This window comes from Agrobacterium genomosp. 2 str. CFBP 5494, from assembly GCF_900013495.1.
Classification (GTDB): domain Bacteria; phylum Pseudomonadota; class Alphaproteobacteria; order Rhizobiales; family Rhizobiaceae; genus Agrobacterium; species Agrobacterium pusense.
Genome location: NZ_LT009718.1, coordinates 1,140,353 through 1,160,914, shown reverse-complemented (window position 1 = coordinate 1,160,914; position 20,562 = coordinate 1,140,353). Strand labels below are relative to the sequence as shown.

Here is a 20,562-nt window from a genome sequence, read left to right as displayed (position 1 = left end):
CATCTGCTACATGGTGGTACCAGCTCGGCTGACCCCGCCTTCCTCGCAAGAGAAATATCGCTCGGTAGTCTGGATCGGCGCAGTCTCGAATGAGAGACAGCAATCTTCTGCCGGGCTTCTCTCACGGGATCATGATCCAAGGCTGCTATCTCTAACCTTGAAAGTTACCTTTTCCGAAATTGGCACCATAATCAGTTTGCTAAGGGAGGGGCTTTTCACCGAATTTCATTTTCAGGTCGAGCCGAGTGGAACGGACGGTGGATGCGATGTCAGCGGATGGTCGGGATCGTTCGCTCTCTAAGCCGCCCGCGTTCCTGGCGAGCCGAGAGACGTACCCCCGCCGATCGCTATCGATGCCATTCACTGGGGAATGAGGCTTATGCGATTTGTGGGCCAGCGACATCCTGTCTTGGCTCGGCTTCTGTGCTTTGCCTATGTGGCGTGCAGTTCATCTGGTGCCGGCCGCTTCTCGTCAGTCGTTGCGCAGACGCCTCAAATCCTCTTTGCGCCCGATGACGTACAGCAATGCCACTGCCCTGCTGAGACCTACGTAAGCCAGTTCGGCCTCATGCAAGAGGTCGGTATCGATCAATATCACGCATTTCGCCTCTAGGCCCTTGAAGCGCCTCACCGTATCACCTGTCACGTATTCAGCGAGCCCGCGTTCTTCCGCACCACGATATCTCGTGGCGCCAACCCCACTTGCCTTGAACAGTGCGCAGTCCTCAAGGCGGCCTCCCGTCAACACCGCAATCTCGCTCGCTGCCAGTTGGTTGGTTTTGATAAGGTTCGCAACGATACTCCCCGCTTGAGCATAAGATTGCTGGCGATCCCTGGTTTCAATCCATTCGACGGGCGTCCCTTCCGGACCGACCGCTGTAATTTTCCTTTGATCATACCATGGCGTGAGCACGCGGTGGATGGATTTCGTATTCCGCAGATTGCGGTTGAGACGATAAGTCGATTGCGGCAATGAGGATAAAAATAAGCGGTCAGCTGAAAAAATCCGCTGATTGTCATCGTAAAATACGTAGAATTCATCATTGTCGTGATCGCGAAGGCATAGTCGCAGCGCAACCATCCAGTCATCGCGAAAATCCTGACCTTCATCAATCACGATGGTTTCGAAGCCAAGGTCGGGTTTCGCCTCGACGGCAGCAACCAGCGCTTCAGGCAAGATGCGATCGTAAAAGACACTTCCCGTCGCAGTAGGCAGAACTCGCCCTGCCGCTTCCGCAAACGAGCCACAAAGCGAATGGAAGCTGCTGATCGTAAGGTTTTCGATCTTGCCGCATCGGTGTCGAAGATGCGCAGCCAGAGCAGAATTGTAACATGTGAATAGAACTCGGCGCCCGGCAGAGGCGCTGCGCATTGCCTTTTCGAGGGCCAGCACGGTTTTCCCAGTACCCGCTGGCCCTGACACCGTCATCTGTGGGTTGTCTTCGAGAGAATCGAGGATCCAGGACTGCTCGGCGGTGAGCCTTTCGATATGCCGAATGTCGTCTGAAATCGCTCGCGCCAGATGGGGGCGCAATTCAAACTTGCTTGCAAGTATGCGGTGGAGAGCCTCCGCTCCGTCAGATCCCAGCGAGCCCATGTCCGAACTTTGCATTCTGGAAGTTACCCAAGTCCCCAAATGAGGAAGATCATTCCCGAACGCAAATAGCTCCAGAGGAGCATCCGCGCCTAGCGGATTTTGGGGACGAACGGAGTCGGGCAATATGGCTGCGTGGAAGGCCGGAAACCGTCTTTCCTGCCAGTCACGTGAGTTCTTTAGCAGGTCTCGGAAACGATATTTGCTTCGCTTCGCCTGTTCGATTGGATTCTTAATTTCGTAGGCAATGTCGTAGCGATCGACCGAGACCCATTGCCCATCCTCAGCCCGGCAGGACACTCGCCCTCCCTTCACTTCGATTATCAGCATTCCGAGATCGGGATTGACAATTACAAAGTCGGCCTCGCCATCTTGCTCTGCACCATGCGGGGTAAATCGATGCCACGGGCGCGAATAATAGCAAGCAAACGTATCAGGAAGCTGTTCTCGTAATAGATCATAGATTCGGATTTCGGCGCTTCTGTTCTTGTCCTTGAGAATCACCTCAGGCACCGTGCGGGGATACATTCTTGCCATTATCGATCATCCTCTACTTCCGCGCAGAAGAAGCCCAGATCCGAGGCGCCAGGAAGCCCGCCAACGATGCCGCGGTCGAGATATCTGTTGAAGTGTTCGCAGGACGTCTCAGGCAAAAACGCACAGCTATGGCAGGCCGCCAGATTAAGGCTGTCAGCGAAAGAGTTGATCTCAGCCGAGCAGAGCGGGTCTGAAGAACACCACTCAAGATCTCTGATCGCCTGCAAGAGTGTTATTTCGATCCTCTCAGCACGCCCCTCTCTTGATAGACCGCCGAGTGTTCCATCAGCATCCGGAGCAGATGTGTAGACCAGAAAACCTGCCATCGGCTGATCTCCGGTTGCGACATACAGGCGCTCTCGCAGTGAAGAACTCGAATAACCACAATCCAGCGATAGCCGCCGGATAAACGCATGCGACAAAGTGTGGATCAGCAAAAAGCGCGGGGAGAGATCCAAAGGAAATGGCATATCATTGCCATTGCGAGTGCGCCACTCGCGCTCGGCGGCATCTCTCAACCTCGCCGTTCTTGACTCAACTGGTTCGGTGCTCTCCCACTCTGCCAGCTTTACCGGATCCAGGGCGACGAATATTCCCTCTCCGAAAACTTCGATTGCAGGTAACCACCTTTTGCGCTCGGCAGAAAGCAACGCCATTTTGCGATCCCGCGGCTCCCCTGTCATAGGCGTCAAGCGCGTGAAACCTCGCAACGCCCGCACTTCTCTCAGGCGTTCAACCCGCACGAGATGCTGGAGCTGACCGCGCCAGCGATCCGGAACCCGCTCAGCCCTGATCTCGAAATTTACCCGTTCGCGTAGTTTTTCGACGGGATTGCCTGATGTGAGATGCGCGTGCTCTTCGATACGAAGATTATCGGTGTTGAGATTATCGATAAGGCTTAGACGTAATTCGATGCGAGCGACCATATCGTCCACGCTCATCACCGGACCGCCCCAGTCATCCATAATTTCTTCTTCAACGAGTCTTCTTATCGACGCACGGTCGCGCCCGATAATCTTCGTGATCCTCTTCCAGTAACTACCAAGAGCCTCCTGAAAATCATCTCCCCACGGAGGGATGTCGATTGATGACTCGATTACCGGGAAATAGGCGTTTGAAGCGCCGCGCTGAATGACGGCGGGAGGCTTGTCGCAAACTTCCTTCGCTGTCTGGAGCCATGGCCGGCGGCCGGAGCAGCCACACCCGATCCTTTCCAATGCATTCAACGAGAACGCAGAGCGCATTGACTTTTTGCCGCCGCAGCCGGTACAGAAGACCATTAAACCCGCAAGGCCAGCCCCTTCCGCTTTAAGCTTCAGGGGCTTCTTGTAATCACACTCCGCTCTGTGCTCGCACCACCGCTGCCAAGGGAATTCTCCCAGGTGGCCGTTCTCGCAGGCGACCACAAAGCGGACCGGGACAACATATTGGCGTTTCGGCAGCCCCGGCTTTCCAGAGCAATCTCCGCAAAAGAGTTCCGGCTTTCCAGGTTCCTCCCTCCAGAAGTCTGTGTGCTGGAGCAAGTCGCATGACGGGCAGAAATGCCAGTTCGGAAAACGAGTTGCAGGTATTTGCCGGTCCTGCATAACAGGCTTTCCACGAGCATCACGCCGACCCGTATTTTCTTCGCCAACAGGTGGGGTTCGGAAGCCATCGACATCAAGTTTTTTCTGAAGGCGAGGTTCGTAAATGACCTGATCGTTTAGAAGGTTTTTGCGGGTAGCATCTTGATCCCATGCCTCAAGCCCCCCGGAGACCGCGGAAATTGGCGCTCCCGCAGGGCTCCTGAAATCGATGATGGCGCCCGGACCATATGTTGATATGACTTGGCTCCTGCGAAGTTTACCGATCTCTTTCATCACTGATCCCTGCGGGGTAAGTGTTCTTTGGTAAGAACGAATGCGCTGGAAGGCTCAACCGATCTCAGCGAGTTCGGACTAGGTGTCGCCCATCTGGCAGAGCGGCGCTCAAGCGCCCGCTCGGCTGCTTTCTCTGCCGAAATGAGCAAACCTTCGTCACTCTGATCGTTCCAGTAGTATTTGATCCGGCCTCTCGCGATCCATCTCTCCAAGAATTCATGCAGTGCCTGGCCGACCGCGTGGGCTTCTTCCTCATCGACATCCCGAGCTCGCTGCACAATCCGATCAATAACAGCTCGAATCTCAGTCTCGTGATCAGCAGCAACAATAGGCTCGGCCGACATCCCATGAATAGTGTGGCGAACGATAGCGACTAAAACGGCATGGATTGCACGATCGCGCGCACGCGGGGCAAACGGTGTAACACTTGTTGCTTCGACATCCCGGTATAGGCTCTGGTGCCAGCCAGCGAATGTCTCATATCGGCTGCGATCGCGAGCTTTGTTCGCGTTGTAAACGGTGACGACGAGCCCCGGGACTTTGCTACGACCGACGCGGCTTGATGCCTGGATATATTCGGCGATGCCTTTAGGTTGTCCGTTCACGATCATCGCGCCTAATCGGGAAACATCGACGCCTACCGAGATCATGTTTGTAGCCAATACGGCGTCTACGCTGTCATCATCTCGAAAATCCAAGTCAAGTCGTCCAAGCAAGCCCGGTATCTCAGAGGACGTCACGCGGCTCGTCAGTTCGACCGGCGGCCTAAGTTGGCGGGCCTCTTCCCCTTCACGTCTCGCCGCATATTCGGAGATCGAACGATCTACGTCGTCCCTCATCAACACCAACGCACCGCCTAGCTCACGCAAGCTGTTGAAGTAAGTGACCAGTGTCGCGTACTCATCCCGCGCGCCGTCGGGAATTTCGTTTGAAGTCGCCGACTGCAGAATCGACGCGGCCACTGCTTGCAATGTAAATTTTGCAGACCGCCCTGTCGTTGTTACACCAACACAAAGGCGTCCCGGGTCAGTCTTGTCGAGTGTAGCAAAGCCCGAGTTAGCATGGTCCAAGCCCGGAGGAGGAAACTGGAATGCTGCCCGGTTAAAGAGCGCGCGGATCTGAGATTCGGCTCTGCGTATTGTCGCCGTCGATCCGATGATTTTTGGCCGCTTCGCTCCTCGAGAACTCAGCTCGTCAATGGCGATTTCGTACAGTCCGGCCATTGTTCCGAGAGGTCCGGAGATAAGGTGCAGTTCATCCTGAATGATCAGATCAGGCGGACCCACGTTGCTACCGATACCGAAAAGCAGTCCGGTGTCTTTGTTACGTGGCAATTGCACGTATTTGTCAGCAGTACCGATTACCAGGGTCGGCTTTTCCCGATAGATATCCTCATCAACGGTCCAGATTGGCAGGGGATCCTTGAGCTTGCCGACGCAGCAATTTTCCTCACGGCAATGGACGAGGATCCGCCCTCTGTCCTCGGGCCACCCCCAGGAAAGCTCGCTGTCACAGACCGGGCAGCGGGAGAGCTGCTTCGGGGTTGATGGCGAATTGTTTTCAAGTGCCTCTATGGCTTTAGGCACTTTGTTCGGCGTGGAGCCATCGCCTACCCACAGTCCAATGGAAATCGGAGGGTCGGTGTCGAAATGACCCGGGCGTTTTGCTATCCCGACATCAACAGCACCGCGGCGAATTAAATCGCATGCGACTACAAGCGCTGCCGCGCGCTGAAACTGCTGAATCGTCAAGAGCCTCAATGTATATCGCATGAACGCAGTGACGCCCGCGCCGCTTGGGTCACCGTTCGCCCGGAGTCGCCTTAGAAACACGACGAACGCCGTGAGCAGCAGGTAGGCTTCCGTCTTGCCGCCACCTGTCGGGAACCAGAGCAGGTCCATGGTGTCCCTATGCTCATCATCCGCGTTTGCTGTCGGGCCTAAACACAACAACACGAATGCCAACTGAAAGGGTCGCCACGATAGGTCAGTGGCTCCATTTTGTTTTTCGGACTTCCAACGGCTTTGAAGCCAGATGGCACGATTTGCCAACTGAAATGCGGTGCGCACGTCAGGGTCGGCTTCAATAAGGCTTATTCCAGCCTCGATGCGGTCCAAGGCACGGGTACATGTCTGCAGATTATCCCGGCCGATAGCGACAAACGAATCCTCTAGTTTTTCCAGGTCATTCTCCTGGGCTTCAATCCATTTGCCGTAGAGCGCTGAAACTCGCTTCAACCCCGCAATCAATGAGGACTGATCCGCTTCCGAGAGCCATCTGGTATTCAGTGGAAGCTGGTCAGCGTTCTGACGAAGAGCATCGAATATCACATCTCCGGTTTCGACAGACTTTTTGACTACTACACCTGGAAGCCATTGTGTCCTGACGGCGGAGACGGTAGTCCCATCCATTACCCAGTCCGCCGAACATGTATGTCCGACAGCATATTCTTCGGCATCACGGTAAATCAGAGAAGAGATCGCGGCTTCGACGTCGTCCGTAGCCGGCGCTCGCGTGATCGGTTTCGGGACCAATTTACCACCGAGGATCGGTGACACTGAAAGTGAAACCTGAAAGAAGGTATGCTCCTCGAGCTCATCCCGCGATGTATGCTCCTCCAAACCATGGGAATTAACTAGGGCCGCTGTCACCAGCAGGAAATCCTGCCATCGTTTGATACGCAGGTGGAGACGAAGACCGGGTATCCCATATTTTCCCAGATCGACCTCATGTGGCAGATCTTGCGGATCAAGAAGTTCTTCAAAAGTGGCCCTTAGGGGAACCCTCTGCCAACTCCTGCTTTGGGCGACAGCAAGCGAAGTCGGTTCAGCACCGATTTGGACATATCGGCCAGCCGCTACATCGAACCTAGCGGCCGCAATTCCGTCACCGCCAGTCCGAACAGTGAATGAAAGCCCTGCGGCGCTGGGACGAAATGTAGAGGCAAGAGAACTGCTTTCTATCCCGCTTGCGCCATCAGGATCATCATCGGCTACTTCCGCCTCGTCGGCCTGATCAGCTCCAATTGCGGTCTTGGGTGGAAACAGAATTCCCGTGAGATATCGATCGGAGGGAAGATCACTGATAACTTCTTCCGCTTCAAGCGGCCCAACGAGGTCGGCCTGCAGTCGATCGACTATGATCTTTCTGGCGCTATCATTTCGCATGGAAGTCACTCCGTCTTAACTTGAGCGAATCCGGTGATTACAGGTGCTATACCTGCGCCCAACACCGCTTCGCCTGGCACACTTGGGTCCCTGATCACGACCGTAGTTCCCCCTGCGATATAGAAGCCGCTCAAGGTGTGCGGTAATTCGGAAGGGGTACGCTGAGCGATGTCGGCAATCTGACCAACCGCCATATCTGACAGAAGGCCTAGAGGCAGATCACTGTCGTGCTCACTGAAATATATCTCGAAGGGAAGATCGGCAGCGGCACGTTTGGCAAGGCAGGGGGTTACTGAATCGCTGGCATTAAGCAACATGCGCGCCGCTGAGCGCGCAAGTACAGTGTCGGTGTTCCGACCTAGCGCAAGGGCGTCACCCGGCAGTCCGATCTCGACGCTGAAATCGTTGCGTGCGCCTCTCCAAAGCCTTCCATCCGCAGCAGGCAAAAGTTTCCCGCTGCGCGACGATCCTATAATCAAACGACGCTTGGCCCTTGTGGCGCCTACATAAAGAATGCGCGCTTCTTCATCCCAATCGACGTCAGAGTCACCAGCAGCCGGCCGCCCGGGCAGCATGAGATAGACAGTATCGGCCTCCTTCCCTTTGGCTCCATGTATCGTGCTTAAAAGTGGACCGCCTGTTCCGATGTGATCGGACAGGAATTTGAGGGGAAGACCTCGATCAAGCGCTTCGCACACATCACCTATGAGGACACTTCCTGTGGCCGTTCCGGATAGTACCCTCAGGTCGTCCCACGCACTCTCCACATCGGGTAGCGGATGTCTTCCTTTTACATCTTCGAGCAGAACGCCGATATCAGTTTTACCAAGTCTGCTCGCAGGTTGTAGACCTGACAGGATAGCCCCAATCCACGGTGCGGTGACGCTGGATCTATTGGACAGCTTCATTCTTGAGCGCTTGCCGTTTCTCGCCAATGCCTGTGCGCATGAAATCAATGGGCGCCGCCCACGAAAGAGCACAAGCGAACGGCTGCTCGAACCCACCGCATCAAGGCTCGCCAGACGCTGTTCTGCACCATTTTCAAGCAAAGCTCTTATCGCATCGTAACGCTGTTCCGGCGACAGTTCGTCGTCCTTCATGACACAACGCGCATCTGCAAACATCGCAGCTAAAGAGGGTTGCTCGGCCCTATGATCGCCCTGCAGATAACTCAGTCGATAGCTATCATCATGGCTGGCAAGTAATGTCCGCTTATTGCTCTGAACCGCTCCTTCCTGCCAACCATAGATCGACTGATTGCGATCCCCTAAAATCGTCACGCCGCATCGACTCGAGAGACCCTTGAGAAATTTTGAAACGAGCTCGCGCCGCGATCCAACCACGTCTTGTGCCTCATCGATCACGACGTGCTCGATCGAAGCCAGAAAATCTCTAACTGCGCTATCCGGTTCGCCAATAATCCGTGACGCCTCAGCTATCGTTTCTTCGTAACTCCGACTAGAGGCCGCACGCGTCGACCCGAAGCCGCGAACGACCTGAGAGGCGAAGGAATCGAAAGTGGCTACATTAATGGAAGACGCGCCAGCTATTGCCTGAGACGCACGAACCCGCATCTCTTCGACAGCAACACGAGTGAACGAGAGCAACCAGATCCGCGTCGGCGCCACACCAAGATCGATAAGTTCAGCAATCCTGGATATTGCAACAAATGTCTTTCCCGACCCGGGAGCAGCCTCGACTATTAGGCGCGCATCGGCATTTGACTTAACGACCATCGCCTGTTCGCGATCAAGAATGCCACCATCCATGATCCCGTGCTCTTCTTCGACGCCCAGCCACGCATTGAGATATTCGCACGTCGCTTGGTCCAGCTCCCAGTTTCCGGTGCCAAAATCGACAGAACCACACAACGCAATAGCTTTCCGAACCTGCCTAGGCAGGGTCCAAAAATCGGCTTTGCCTGAAGACGGAATGGCATGAAACGATTTTGCGAATGCTATCCAGCTTTCAAGTGCCGGGTTTGCGTTTTCAAGAAGAGCTAACTCCGGGTATGCGACTCCATGAAGTTCAAACTCTGGCTGCTGAAGCAGGCTTCCCAAATCTTTCGTAGACAGCAAGTCAATGTCTTTGACCCTCCGGAAAAGCGCCGCCTCTTCCCTCGCGCCGACCGCAAGTACATCAACTCCTCCCAATATGACTCCGCCGCCAGCGGGGAGCGAGACGAGTCGCCGCTCTACAGCCACCAAACAAGGTTGCCCGAAAGCTTCTCCTTGCCCCAGATCGCCGGCATCGAGAAGAACATCGAGAATCTTTCCAACCTCTGCACGTGCGTGATCTAGATGTGCGCCGAGCCACCCAAGAACCTCCACAATATTTGAGACGGCGTTTGCTCTAGGTATCCCATGTCGGGCGGCAGCCTGACGACGGAGCCAGTCAGCCACTCCGGCAGCAATGATGCCGCCGTCACCCCAGATTACGGCGGGAGACTGAAACGTGGCTGCAGGGTTAATCGGTCCAATAGTACGCACAGGCAAACAACCAGGATGTCGGTTAGAGTCAGCGAAGGAGTGTTACACGAATCAAAAACCTAGTGGTTGAAACCTCACATAAAAACGTTGACAGATACAGTGCGCTGATCGACTCTAAATTGACCTCCATGGCAGATACACGTCTTGCAAACACCGTATTCTCAAGAACTAGCTGAATTTGATGCGAAGCTTCGTGATCAGTACCGCCGTCTAAAGTCCGCGCGTGGAACAGACCCTGTATTCATAATTGAGCACGGTCTCGAAGCGCAGGAAGTTCTGGAGTTGCAGGCCCTCGTGGGCCGTAAACTTAGACTTCTGCGACCGGGGTCGGCAGCCTGGATCGGGAACCATCTGTCTTTAGCGCTCGCTATTACGGAGGTGGGCTATCGATACCAAGGCACAGGCACTGACTTCTGGCCAAAAGTCGATGAAACACTTGGCGTCTCCTTGGCTCACTCGGATCGCACCGACATCAGCGAACTGTTTTCACGCCTTGCCCAGCAATACGGATTTGCCGCTCCGAATCGAAGCGACTGGGCTATAGCTTACAATCATATTGCGTGGCCGATACGAAATGCCCTTGCGCCGCTAGAAATTCATAAGCCGCTCCTGATCGCACTCGCCAAAGTATTGGCATCTGGGACACCCCTGCGAGAAGATGAGTTGTTAATCTCTAAGCTCGTTTCGATAGCTGACGGCTTATGGTCTCGCCGCCTTCGGGACTGGCTGGAAGACACTCGATTGGCCGTCGAACTGTCGAAGGCACTTTTGGCACCTGACGAAGGCGAAGGCTGGTTCGAGCCAGGCATAGTTGCTCGTATCGGGGGCGATCTTCGGAAGGACCCTGATGCAGCTATTGCGTTGAGGCACGCCAAGCGGCTGGTCAGCAAGGAACGACGTTCTTCAAGTCCGTCTGTTGAAGCCAGCAGATACGGTATCGTTATCGCTCACGGGCGAGTTACGGGTTTGTATTTAAATGGTCCTGTACTCTCCGAAGCTGACCTCCAGCACCTCGTGTCAGGAGCCATGGCAAGCTGGGAGATCGGAGCAGAAGGTGCTGCTCAGTCGCAGCCCATAAAGAATTTTCTTGCCGGGGGCGTGATCCATCTCGGGCAGCCGATGAAACCGTTGTCCGCGGACCCGTTGTCAGTGTGGAGTTACGGCGAGAGGCTAAATGACGCGCCTGATCTCCTGAGGGCGCTACAGCCGACGCCACCTTCCATTTTTTCTTGGAATGGTTCTGACGGCTTGTTCCCGGCGGTGATGGCCGGGCAAACCCTATCGTCCGGAAGCAAGATAGTTTATCTGAGCTGGAATCCGACAGATCAACCACTCGAATATGTGCAACTGCCATGTTGGGAAGGTTGTTCGGCATACCTGGTAGATCCGCTGAACAAGGCCTCCAATAGGCTCTTGCGGGATTTGGGAATTTCGCCGGAAGACACTGCACCCATAACGTTCAGCAGCGGTGCAACAATCTCAAATTTGTCAAACATAATGACTCATGTGGAGGGAGTACCGTTATACTGTCGCGTGAATACTCAGTCAATGTCTGCGGAGGTTATAAACTCTGAGGGTGTTTCGGTATCAAGCGGCCGCTTCGAAAAGGGTGAGGTGTTTAGACTTGATCTCCCCGCAGGCTCGCACAAACTGAGCTTGGAAGCGGGCGATGATCTTCAAGATATTAATATTTCTATTGTCCCGCAAAACAGAGACACGTCGTTCAGGATTTATGTTGAACCTCCCTCTGCAACAATCGATGACCTCGCCTCAGACACATTATCCATAGTTCTGCGTTCAGAGTTCGCACTGCATAGCGTAGAGGGACTTGCTTGGATCACCCGCGACGGGCAAACCGTTGACGTACCGTTTCCCTTTCAAATCGACGTGCCCGGGCGGTTGGACGCCAGTTCCACATTGATCAGTGAGTTGAAACGTTTGGCGCTTGGCAGCGCCAACATGGGGCCCATCGATATCCAAATCCAACTCAAGGGACTTGGGAATTACACTTGGCGCCTCGCGCGAGAGTTTCGTCGATTAACGTATCTGCCTGATAAACATAACTGGCAGGATGAGCACGGAAACCCGGTCGCCGGGATCAGGGGCGCGGATATTTCAACTCCGCTGCTACTTATTGACAACACGTCAGCCAAGACTGACCACGACATTACCGCGCTTTGGATACCCGAAACCTCTTCCTGGGAGGCCATATCCTCGGCTGTTGTAGTAGCACCGTCTGTCGTACGAATGGGCAACCATCATGCGGCAGATCCTGTGGGTTCGGCTCGCGCGGTTCAGGGCCTTGATGGAAGTCCCGGGTTCAAAACTCTCCTCTCGTCCTACCTGGCCTGGCGTACCGCTGAGCCGAGCAACCTAATTGCATCGCATCAGGCCAGGGTTATCTCCGGAGAAATCGAGAAAGCGCTAGTTGAGTCATTTTGTGGTGGCGAGTGGCGGAGGATCGAAAATAGTGGTGAAGGTTTACACCGCAACTCTCACTCTGAGCTTTCCCGCATATGCATGAGCAGACAAATCGCCACCGGCAAGCGATTCCCTCAATTGGACAAAGTTGAGAGCGCGAAGCTGCATATCGAATTAACACACAGCTTTGCCAGCGTGGTTTCGGATTTAAGCGCTTTGCTAGCCGACACAGCAGACTTTGAAGAACTGGACTACGCCATCAACGATGCCTATGCGAAGCTTAGCCGGGATCGAGAAAGTGCGGGGGCGGCGGCATTTGAGGAACTGGATATCTTCAATAGCGACCAAACATGGCAGAAGGCCGTTCGGGATGCCGTGGCGGCGGCCAAGCGGCCGGCCTTTCAACCGCTAATACTGCCGTCTTCCCGGTGGAAGGCGCTCAGCAGTCTTCGCTATCAGAACGGTGGTTTGGATGACGTCGTCGAAAAGCTTGTAGCATGCCACATGGATGCGCTCCGATCACCGGGAAAACAGTGGATCGGCAGCAGGGAGATACGGATTGGATTGCAACTTTGGATGTCTCCCAGAGATGTTCTGAAAACGCCTGGCGCCGAAGAGGCGTTGGTCAAGCTTCTATCTGATCGCCAGACCTCGCGTGCCATCCGCTACGCAGCACTTAGAATTCACGCCGAAAAATCAATTAGTTAGAGCTATAAATGCCATCAATTGATCCATATTTTCTATTCATGTCGGGAGTGCAAGCGCTCCGTCGTCGTGCAGAAGCCTATACTTGGGGGGTAAATGGTGCGCTGGGCGTCGCGGCAGATCCCTATCCTCACCAGATCACCACCGTTCGACGCATCCTTTCAGATACCAGAATCAGACATCTTGTGGCTGATGAAGTTGGCTTGGGAAAAACCATCCAGGCACTGATGGTCATCAATGCGCTGCGAATGCAGAACCCATCGCATAAAACCGTCGTAGTCGCGCCTGAACGGCTCTTGGGGCAGTGGCAAAGAGAGGCTTGGACACGTGGACATGTCAAAGCTGCGGTTGTGGGAAGTGAGGAAGTCGAGCGAGGTGAGACGCCCTCGATCCTCCTTGTAAGGCCGCGTGATATTCAGGATAATTCCGAAATCCTTGCCCCGGATGAACGACATCTGATCGTGGTCGATGAGCCTCAATCCATGCCACTTGAGGTGGTTGATCGTATCGCTCAGTACTGCAGCGGCCTCCGTACGACGACCGTTGGACGTTTTCGGCAAGTTTTGGTCTTGTCTGCAACGCCCCGCCTAGGGGATGCCCGATGGCGAGATCTGATTTTCGAGATGATTGAGCCTGAACTGAAAGGGATAGCCGACCAGCATAATACCCCGATATTTGATCTTCTCGCTGCTCGAGAAGCTGTGGCGGTGAGGAGACTTGATGAACTTTCAGGAAATGAGAAAAAATCTGCTGGTCGACTAGCTTTTCAATGCTCGGCCATCACCCGTAGGATATCGCGGCAGTCTAGGAAGGCGTGGGCAAAGTATCTGCCGGCTCGCGAAATCCGAACAGTGTTGTTCGAGCCAGCCCAAGCGGAAGTCGAGCGAATTGTCGCGACTGATTCCATCTTGGCTCAATTTCCGAACCGCCATGATCAAGCGACATCACCTTGGATTCAAGTCAAGGCAATGGCTCGATCACGTCGGTCGGTCCGCGCCGCTCTGGATCAGCTATCCAATCAAGTTGACAAGAGGACGTTGGCGACGATCAGAGATGCTGCCACCCATGATCCAGTGGATAGCCGATTTGAGGCCTTGCTGGACGTGTTATCGTCCGAATGGAGTTCGCGACCCAACGAAAAATTTATCATCGTTGCAGGCGACGGACTGACCATCGACATGCTGTGCACCGCGCTTCCGAGATACATCGAGGAGCTTCGAAATGAAGGCGCAATAGCAACATTGAAACGACCGCCCGGCGCAACCGAAGAGACGGCAATCGACATTCAACAGATGCATGCTGCCGTTACTCCCTTTATCGAGGGAGAAGCCCGCGTTCTCATTCTTGGCGATTGGGTTCAGGCAGGACTGAATTTGCATCATGCAGCGCGGAACATAATCTTCTACAGCGTGCCTTGGGATCCAGTGGCGATCGATCAGCTAATCGGCCGTATAGACCGACTGCGAAAAGGTGGACTTCAGAACGCAACCGATGAAAACAGCTTCGGCCGCATCAAAATTTGGCGGCTTATCATGCAAGGGTCGATGGAAGAGCGGGTTACGAAAACCTTCGACACCATTCGGTTGTTTGACCGCCCAATACCTCAGTTGTCGGAGGAAGATACACAAACTATCACCGACGCGATCGAAGCTGCAGCCAGAGAAAAACTTCCAGAAGATTCTATCGCGAAGCTGGCAGAGCTCTCGCTGGCATGGGATGGCCAAAGTCTACCGTCGGCGTTGTCCGATTTCGACCAGACCTCACCAGATCTCACCAATGCGATTGCTGTTCAGCTCGCCAACATCAAGCCCATTGAACCCACAATGTGTGCTGATAGGGAGGGGCAAACCAATACATTAATTGCAGAGCGTTCGAATGAGGCCTTCCTGAGAATTCTGGACAAAGGAAACATTTACAGCGTTTCTTACCGCCAAGACCGGGTTAACCAGAAAATCCAGTTCAAGACCTTATGGTACACCCAAGGAGCTGTTGGGTTTCCGGCCCCGCTATCTGATATTGGGACGGACAACTGGAATTCGGATCACGCAGTGTTTCTGACACGTCGCGAGCACATGTCTGCTCCTCCGAAAACGAAGGTCGTGACCGACGAAGGTGAAGAGCACGGACGACTGCTGCGCTTCTTCGATCATGGCGAAAGCCTCCACGACGATATCGTCGATGGACTGAAGCGTTTGTGTGATCAGAATTTCGACGGATCGACTCAGGTTCCTGAACTCAGCGTACTGGTGAACCCGGAACATCCACTGGCTCGACATCAGGCAAAAAGCATCTTGCTTTCTGTGGGTTTTACCGAGACTGCAAATTCTATTGAATATGACTTGGTTCCCCGTGCGCTGCAGAAGCTCGCGTCTGACGACACGACGCAAGCACAGAGGACCCGAATGATGGCCGACATACGTGAGTTCACTGATGGGCTGCAGGCAGACGACCGTTGGCTAAGCTCAACCGTCCCGCCTCAACTCTACCTTTATGCCTCGGCGTTTGAAAACAATGCTTGGACTCCGCTTCCCGACAACATGGTTGCCGAGCTGTTCAAACCGCTAGGAGAGGATGGGAAATTTCGGCCCGCACCGAAGCCTCTCTCGAAGGGCCGCGCGTTTGTTGGTTCATCAAACTTAGAGCGATGCAAGTCGTCTCATGAGATCGCAATCAAGTCTCGGTTAGCCGCTGATGGAAAACGACTATTGGCGTCTCTCGCAGTGGAGCTATCGGAAAGGTTGTCTATCATCGCCAGCGACGCCGAAACCACTATCGAGCTGCGCTCGGGCCAGCGCGAGGCCCGGAAATCGGATGTGGTTGGCGATTTTCAACGGGAAATGCTGCGTGGACAACTTGCCGGACTGGAAAAGCGCATAGAGCTAGCCGACCTAGCGAGGCGCTTACGCCGTCAAACGTTGTCAAGGGGTGCAGACACCGCCTTAAATGGACGCCCTGTCAGCGTCTGGCACTTGTGTATCAGATTTATCTGCCCATCGTAAGGTAACTACGAGACGATCGTCGCGCGGCCAATTCATAGAAACCTCGCATTCCGGAAGTGCTCGGAGACGCATCATACTTCGACCGGTTCACAACAATCACAAAGCCGCGGTCGAAAGGGCTGTTTCAGGTACGGTCCCTCCTCATGCTGTACGAACGTCACCAATGAATTCCTCAAGAGTAATAAGATGAGGTCGAACGGCCTCAGGGTAAGAAGCATGTATTCCAGACGGCACCACGAGCCGGATACCGGCTTCGACCATCTCGTTGAACTGCGGCTCTGAAACTCCCTCTTGGAGTGTCAAAAGGTGCTTGGTCTGAATGCGATCTGCCTCATTGATGATCTGCCGCCAGCGATCCTTGCAGGTTGTCTTTGCGGCAAGCATACGCAGGCGATTCGCTGGAAAGGAATTGTCCTCGTATGCCGCAACACTTGGAAACAGAAAATCTGGGCGTTTGTTGATCTCTATGAGCGGGTTGTGCACGAACGCTGTCCCTGGTGCCAAGCCCTCTTCTTCGAGGAGAGCTGCGGTATGGTATTCCAATGACTTCCCGGCTCGGGATTTACGGCTCTGCAAGATCGTGTTCGCCATACCCAGAAATCCATCGATCGAGTGAAAGCCTTCCTTGATCTTTGGCAGCCAAGACGCCTCTTCGATGGACTTGAACATTTCGAACTCGCACGCGCGGCGCAGCATCAGTCGGACATCGACAGGCATGCCGCTTGCCGGCCTCAATCCAATTGTCCTCTCGATGATTTCTCTTCCAGTTGGGAAAGCGGTCAACCATCCTTCAGGAATCTCGCTTGGCTGCAGCCAGCATGACGCGCGGCTTGAAACTGTGGTGAACAAGTCTGCTTGCGGATCCGAAACGCCGGGCCTCCAGATCACCGGAATTTTCGGTTCAACGGGCCCCAGACGCTCTTCGACAAAGTCCGCTTCCGTGCCTTCGCCACCACATACCCAGACGTGGCATTCAGCAGGCGCCCGTTCGGTTTCGACCTTGAAAGCAAAGACTGCAAGCGCGCCAGTGCTATCCGGGTCGAGAAGAGCCGACTGCGCGCCGCCGAAGCCCGTCAGGCGAGTCTCGTTTCTCGTACCGCCATGGAGTTTTCCGTTATACCAGATCGCTCTGATGGTCCTGACTTCCGGATGAGAGTCGAGATACAGCTCAAAAAAAGCGTCGGGTCTCTCCACTTCGGGCCGATTGATGCTCGGAAGCACCTCGAACAGCACCTGCTTTGGAATGTATGGCCCGGCCTGGTGGCTCTTGTTTGCCAACGTGTCGTTGCCAGAAAGCCGCTTCGCATACCAGAGGTAACCCGGCTTCCCGAAGTCGGCCATCCAATCACTCAGGTCGGCGATCGTCATCCCGCATCCCCTCGATTTCTCCGGTTCGCTCGGTTGATTCGAGCCACGTGCGGATCCTGTCGATTACCACGGGAAATGGCAATCGGGTCCGTCCCTTGAGAGCGCATTCCCATACTGTCAGATACCGCCATCCCTGCGCCTGAAGTTCGTCGCGAACGCGCACGTCACGTCGCCTGTTACCCTCGATCTTAGACTGCCAGAAGTCCTGTCTGGATGACGGCATTTTGAACAGGTGGCAGTCGTGCTGGTGCCAGAAGCAGCCCTCTACGAAGAGGGCCGCCTTCCGGCCAGGGAACACCACGTCTGGCTTTCCGGGCAGGCGCGTGTCGTGGATACGGTATCGGTATCCAAGGGCAAAGAGTGCCTTCCTGATGGCGATCTCCGGCCTCGTATTTTTGCCCTTGATACCGGCCATCATCTGGCTGCGTTTCTCGCGCGAAACGACGTCCGCCATCAGGCACTCTTGCGGATAAGTTCTTCGATTTCCTGGTAGTCGAGAATATAGGGCTTCATGAGTTCCGCCACAGCCTTGACCGCCGGAACGGCAACACTGTTCCCGAACTGACGATAAGCTTGCGTGTCCGAAACCGGTATACGGAACTCGCTTTCGCCTGGACCATCAAAACCCATCAGGCGGGCACATTCACGCGGTGTAAGGCGACGCGGATTGCGGCCATCACCGCGACTGATCAGGATCTCGGAGCCGTCTTTATGATAACGCGCGGAGAGCGTACGGGCGATGCCATCTGGGGTGAAGAGGCCGAACCCGAAACCGTTTCCTGCCGCCTTATGTTTTGCAGCATATGCCTGCAGGTAAGCCCAGAGCTTGTCTGTCAGCGTGTATCTATCGGAGACGCTGCCTATGTTGCCATCAGTATAGGGTTTTTCCGGCGCTTCCTCGCCGGTCTCTGGATGTAGGATCGACTTTAACGTTGGTCCTTTCAAAACATCGGGAACCTGCAGATCGTCGAAGTTGAAACCCTGATCCTGTCGGAAGCCCACGATGAAGATGCGCTCCCGATGCTGGGGCAGCCAGGATTTTGCGTCGAGAACCTTGTATTTGATCGTGTAGCCGAGCTGGTTCTCCAGCACATCCTTAATCACTGAAAAGGTTCTTCCCTTGTCGTGGTTGACCAGGTTCTTCACGTTCTCGAGCAGGAAGGCCTTCGGACGCTTCGCCTCTAGGATTCTCTGGATCTCGAAGAAGAGCGTGCCTTGGGTCTCACATGCAAATCCGTGAGGACGGCCCAAGGCATTCTTCTTTGAAACGCCCGCGATCGAAAAGCTTTGGCAAGGAAACCCTCCGAGGAGGACGTCATGATCCGGAATTTCATCGACGTGAAGCTGGCGGATATCGCCGTGGATTTCATGCTCATCGTCCGGGTAATTTGCCCGGTAGGTCTGCTGGCTGTGCTTGTCCCATTCGCAAGTCAGTACACACTTACCGCCGATAGCGTCAAAGCCGCGTCGAAGCCCGCCAATGCCCGCGAAAAGATCGATGAAGGTGAACGAATGTTCCCCTGAGGTGGCCGGGCAACGCTGCTGCCGCAGGGACTCAAGCTTGTCGATGACGACCTTCCGCGGCACATTCTCTCCGGATTCCCAGCGGTAGACCTGACGCTCGTTGTAGCCCAGAAGCTCGGCTGCTTCAGGAACAGTCAGGCCAGCTTTCTGGCGGAGAGTTGAAAAGTAGGACATGATTCACCTCGTATTCGCTGGGACTCTTTCTGACATCCGGGCACGAATTCACCAATAGAACAAAAATAGAACATTAACAAGATTGTTCCGGATTTGTGCTGGCGTTTGCGCCGTGCTCGTCCAGCCCACACCATTTTCTTCGGCATCTTGCCTCGAAGGACTGGGCTTCAATGCCATTCTGCCGTCCAGCCTGATTGAAGACGAACTTGAAACTCCGGACACCTTCAGTCTAGCCGCCGAGCACATCACTTTGAATTCTGAGAAGGGCAACGACCGCCAGTATCGTGCGATCCTGCTGGAATGCACTCGGTAATTCGATAGCCTGAAGTACCACATGATCGTCAGCCAGTTAGCGGAACCTGCTTGGAACCGCTTCGTATCTCTCCGGCTGCGAAAGCCCGAGGATGGCATGGAGGCCGACGACTACAAGGACCCTGATTGGATGCACCCGGCTCGTGGCCACATCCATCCCCAGCAGGAAATCGCCGCCTTTAGTCAAGCAGTTCAGGATGGGTTCACCTCCCGGAAGCGCGCGACCTCTTCGTTCAGGGAAGACATCGAGGATATCGACGACGAAATCGAAATTGATCAGGCACGGGCGAGAAGCAAAGACCTCCGCTGCACCATCTATCCCGCCCTCGACACGGACACAGAAGCGGTCTTGCGGACGCTCGAAGAAGATCCGGATGCGGAAACCGATGAGGCGCAGATAAACGCTGCAAGATCGAGAGGATCGAGACGAAAAACGGCCTAACATCGCCTATAAATTTCACTGATTTCACAGTGGTAATAAGAATACAATACTTCTCAATTCATTGAAAAAAAATCAGAAATTGCGTTTCTAATCTGTTGACGTTACCACTCCATCCGGGGCTTTCTATGTGCGTACGCCACAAACAAGAAAGGCTCCGTACCGTGTTTATGTGTGACTTCCTGGCCATCGATGGAGAGCGCTACTTCATCATCGTTGACACCCGCACGAAGCAGTTGCGCTTCGAGCACGTATCGAACGCAGAGTTCGAAAAGTTCATCCTCGCTGTCATCGCACCGAAGGACGGCGAGTCCATCTCGATCGTGGCACCGGCCTCGGCGGTGTCGGCATGAGCAAGGCACTTAAGCGCGCGGCCGAGGTGACCGCTGTTATCGCCGACCTCAAGCATGGCACCGACTTCCTTTCGGACTGGCTCGCGTCTCAGATCCGCGAGAATTCCGAACGTGCCGATGATGGGTTGTCTCACCCCACGCTCGCCATCCGCGTTGCAATCAAGGACGGCAAGCCCAAAGGGCAGATGGATCTCTACGATCGTACGCGCCCGATGCCGAAGCAGCGCGACAACGACTTCCGCGTCGAACTCGACACGATGTTCGAGCGCGAGTTGTCGCCGCGGGATGTCCACGAGTTCCTCCGCTCTTCGGAATGGCGCAGCCTGTTCAGCAACCGCCAGCTTGTGAAAGGTCTGATCCAGGAGGCACGAGCATCTCATGGCGCGTAAAGCAAGTTCCGGCTTCGGAAAGCTGTCCAAACTTATGCGCGAAGCCGCAGACACGCAGGAATGGCTTCGGTCCGTTCGTGAAGCGCAAGCCGCAGGCCTTCCTCAGCCTCCGACGGGTTCCGAGTTGACGCTGCCGCGCCGCATCGGCCTCACGACGGATGACATCGTCGACTGACGCCTGAAGCCCCCGGATTTCGGGGGCTATCATTTTTATGCCGTCCTCGTCTCGAAT

The 20,562-nt window shown here is 54.7% G+C and carries 14 protein-coding genes; 7 read left to right on the top strand and 7 right to left on the bottom strand.

The window, feature by feature from the left end:
• Window positions 1-472: 472 nt before the first annotated feature.
• Genes AGR2A_RS05490 through AGR2A_RS05475 form a run of 4 tightly spaced genes read right to left on the bottom strand, consistent with a single transcriptional unit; the run spans window position 473 to window position 9,646 of the window.
• Window positions 473-2,131, bottom strand: a complete 1,659-nt coding sequence (locus AGR2A_RS05490) for an NERD domain-containing protein (protein ID WP_080822463.1) — start codon at window positions 2,129-2,131, stop codon at window positions 473-475.
• Window positions 2,131-3,990, bottom strand: coding sequence for a DUF1998 domain-containing protein (drmB, locus tag AGR2A_RS05485; protein WP_080822461.1), 1,860 nt, complete (start codon window positions 3,988-3,990; stop codon window positions 2,131-2,133). The genes AGR2A_RS05490 and drmB overlap by 1 nt, the downstream gene beginning before the upstream one ends.
• Window positions 3,990-7,157 (bottom strand): helicase-related protein, encoded by a 3,168-nt coding sequence (locus AGR2A_RS05480; protein ID WP_208617148.1) that lies wholly within the window; start codon window positions 7,155-7,157, stop codon window positions 3,990-3,992. The genes drmB and AGR2A_RS05480 overlap by 1 nt, the downstream gene beginning before the upstream one ends.
• A 5-nt stretch (window positions 7,158-7,162) precedes the next feature.
• Complete coding sequence (locus AGR2A_RS05475) at window positions 7,163-9,646, bottom strand: ATP-dependent helicase (RefSeq protein WP_139786334.1); 2,484 nt, start codon at window positions 9,644-9,646, stop codon at window positions 7,163-7,165.
• A gap of 144 nt (window positions 9,647-9,790) precedes the next feature.
• Here AGR2A_RS05475 and AGR2A_RS05465 point away from each other — a divergent pair, with 144 nt between their 5' ends.
• Both AGR2A_RS05465 and AGR2A_RS05460 read left to right on the top strand, forming a co-directional pair.
• The gene (locus AGR2A_RS05465) at window positions 9,791-12,775 is read left to right on the top strand and encodes a hypothetical protein (RefSeq protein WP_080822458.1); all 2,985 of its coding nucleotides are present in this window, start codon (window positions 9,791-9,793) and stop codon (window positions 12,773-12,775) included.
• An 8-nt stretch (window positions 12,776-12,783) separates the two neighbouring features.
• Window positions 12,784-15,771, top strand: coding sequence for a DEAD/DEAH box helicase (locus AGR2A_RS05460; protein WP_139786333.1), 2,988 nt, complete (start codon window positions 12,784-12,786; stop codon window positions 15,769-15,771).
• 141 nt (window positions 15,772-15,912) lie between these two features.
• On the opposite strand, the gene AGR2A_RS05455 is transcribed toward AGR2A_RS05460, so the two are convergent.
• The 3 genes from AGR2A_RS05455 to dcm are packed head-to-tail and all read right to left on the bottom strand — an operon-like array spanning window position 15,913 to window position 18,837.
• A complete protein-coding gene (locus tag AGR2A_RS05455; protein WP_080822453.1) occupies window positions 15,913-17,139 on the bottom strand; it encodes a type II restriction endonuclease in 1,227 nt (408 codons plus the stop codon).
• On the bottom strand, window positions 17,117-17,593 hold the full coding sequence (locus AGR2A_RS05450; RefSeq protein ID WP_080822452.1) for a very short patch repair endonuclease: 477 nt from the start codon (window positions 17,591-17,593) through the stop codon (window positions 17,117-17,119). The genes AGR2A_RS05455 and AGR2A_RS05450 overlap by 23 nt, the downstream gene beginning before the upstream one ends.
• The gene (dcm, locus tag AGR2A_RS05445; protein ID WP_080822450.1) at window positions 17,593-18,837 is read right to left on the bottom strand and encodes a DNA (cytosine-5-)-methyltransferase; all 1,245 of its coding nucleotides are present in this window, start codon (window positions 18,835-18,837) and stop codon (window positions 17,593-17,595) included. Before dcm ends, AGR2A_RS05450 begins: the two co-directional genes overlap by 1 nt.
• A 112-nt stretch (window positions 18,838-18,949) precedes the next feature.
• Here dcm and AGR2A_RS28845 point away from each other — a divergent pair, with 112 nt between their 5' ends.
• The 5 genes from AGR2A_RS28845 to AGR2A_RS05425 all read left to right on the top strand — a co-directional run bounded on the left by AGR2A_RS28845 (window position 18,950) and on the right by AGR2A_RS05425 (window position 20,505).
• Window positions 18,950-19,150: a hypothetical protein gene (locus AGR2A_RS28845; protein ID WP_139786332.1), complete on the top strand. Its 201-nt coding sequence runs from the start codon at window positions 18,950-18,952 to the stop codon at window positions 19,148-19,150.
• A 21-nt stretch (window positions 19,151-19,171) separates the two neighbouring features.
• A complete protein-coding gene (locus AGR2A_RS05440; RefSeq protein WP_080822449.1) occupies window positions 19,172-19,591 on the top strand; it encodes a hypothetical protein in 420 nt (139 codons plus the stop codon).
• Window positions 19,592-19,716: 125 nt separating this feature from the next.
• Window positions 19,717-19,941 (top strand): hypothetical protein, encoded by a 225-nt coding sequence (locus AGR2A_RS05435; protein ID WP_139786331.1) that lies wholly within the window; start codon window positions 19,717-19,719, stop codon window positions 19,939-19,941.
• Window positions 19,938-20,330, top strand: coding sequence for a hypothetical protein (locus AGR2A_RS05430; protein ID WP_080822445.1), 393 nt, complete (start codon window positions 19,938-19,940; stop codon window positions 20,328-20,330). Before AGR2A_RS05435 ends, AGR2A_RS05430 begins: the two co-directional genes overlap by 4 nt.
• Window positions 20,320-20,505: a hypothetical protein gene (locus tag AGR2A_RS05425; RefSeq protein ID WP_080822444.1), complete on the top strand. Its 186-nt coding sequence runs from the start codon at window positions 20,320-20,322 to the stop codon at window positions 20,503-20,505. Before AGR2A_RS05430 ends, AGR2A_RS05425 begins: the two co-directional genes overlap by 11 nt.
• Window positions 20,506-20,562: the final 57 nt, after the last annotated feature.

Coding starts and splice junctions, on each gene's coding strand:
- AGR2A_RS05490 (WP_080822463.1), bottom strand. CDS start 2,131: ATGGCAAGAATGTATCCCCGCACGGTGCCTGAGGTGATTCTCAAGGAC.
- drmB (WP_080822461.1), bottom strand. CDS start 3,990: ATGAAAGAGATCGGTAAACTTCGCAGGAGCCAAGTCATATCAACATAT.
- AGR2A_RS05480 (WP_208617148.1), bottom strand. CDS start 7,157: ATGCGAAATGATAGCGCCAGAAAGATCATAGTCGATCGACTGCAGGCC.
- AGR2A_RS05460 (WP_139786333.1), top strand. CDS start 12,784: ATGCCATCAATTGATCCATATTTTCTATTCATGTCGGGAGTGCAAGCG.
- AGR2A_RS05455 (WP_080822453.1), bottom strand. CDS start 17,139: ATGACGATCGCCGACCTGAGTGATTGGATGGCCGACTTCGGGAAGCCG.
- AGR2A_RS05450 (WP_080822452.1), bottom strand. CDS start 17,593: ATGGCGGACGTCGTTTCGCGCGAGAAACGCAGCCAGATGATGGCCGGT.
- dcm (WP_080822450.1), bottom strand. CDS start 18,837: ATGTCCTACTTTTCAACTCTCCGCCAGAAAGCTGGCCTGACTGTTCCT.
- AGR2A_RS05440 (WP_080822449.1), top strand. CDS start 19,172: ATGATCGTCAGCCAGTTAGCGGAACCTGCTTGGAACCGCTTCGTATCT.
- AGR2A_RS05435 (WP_139786331.1), top strand. CDS start 19,717: ATGTGCGTACGCCACAAACAAGAAAGGCTCCGTACCGTGTTTATGTGT.
- AGR2A_RS05430 (WP_080822445.1), top strand. CDS start 19,938: ATGAGCAAGGCACTTAAGCGCGCGGCCGAGGTGACCGCTGTTATCGCC.
- AGR2A_RS05425 (WP_080822444.1), top strand. CDS start 20,320: ATGGCGCGTAAAGCAAGTTCCGGCTTCGGAAAGCTGTCCAAACTTATG.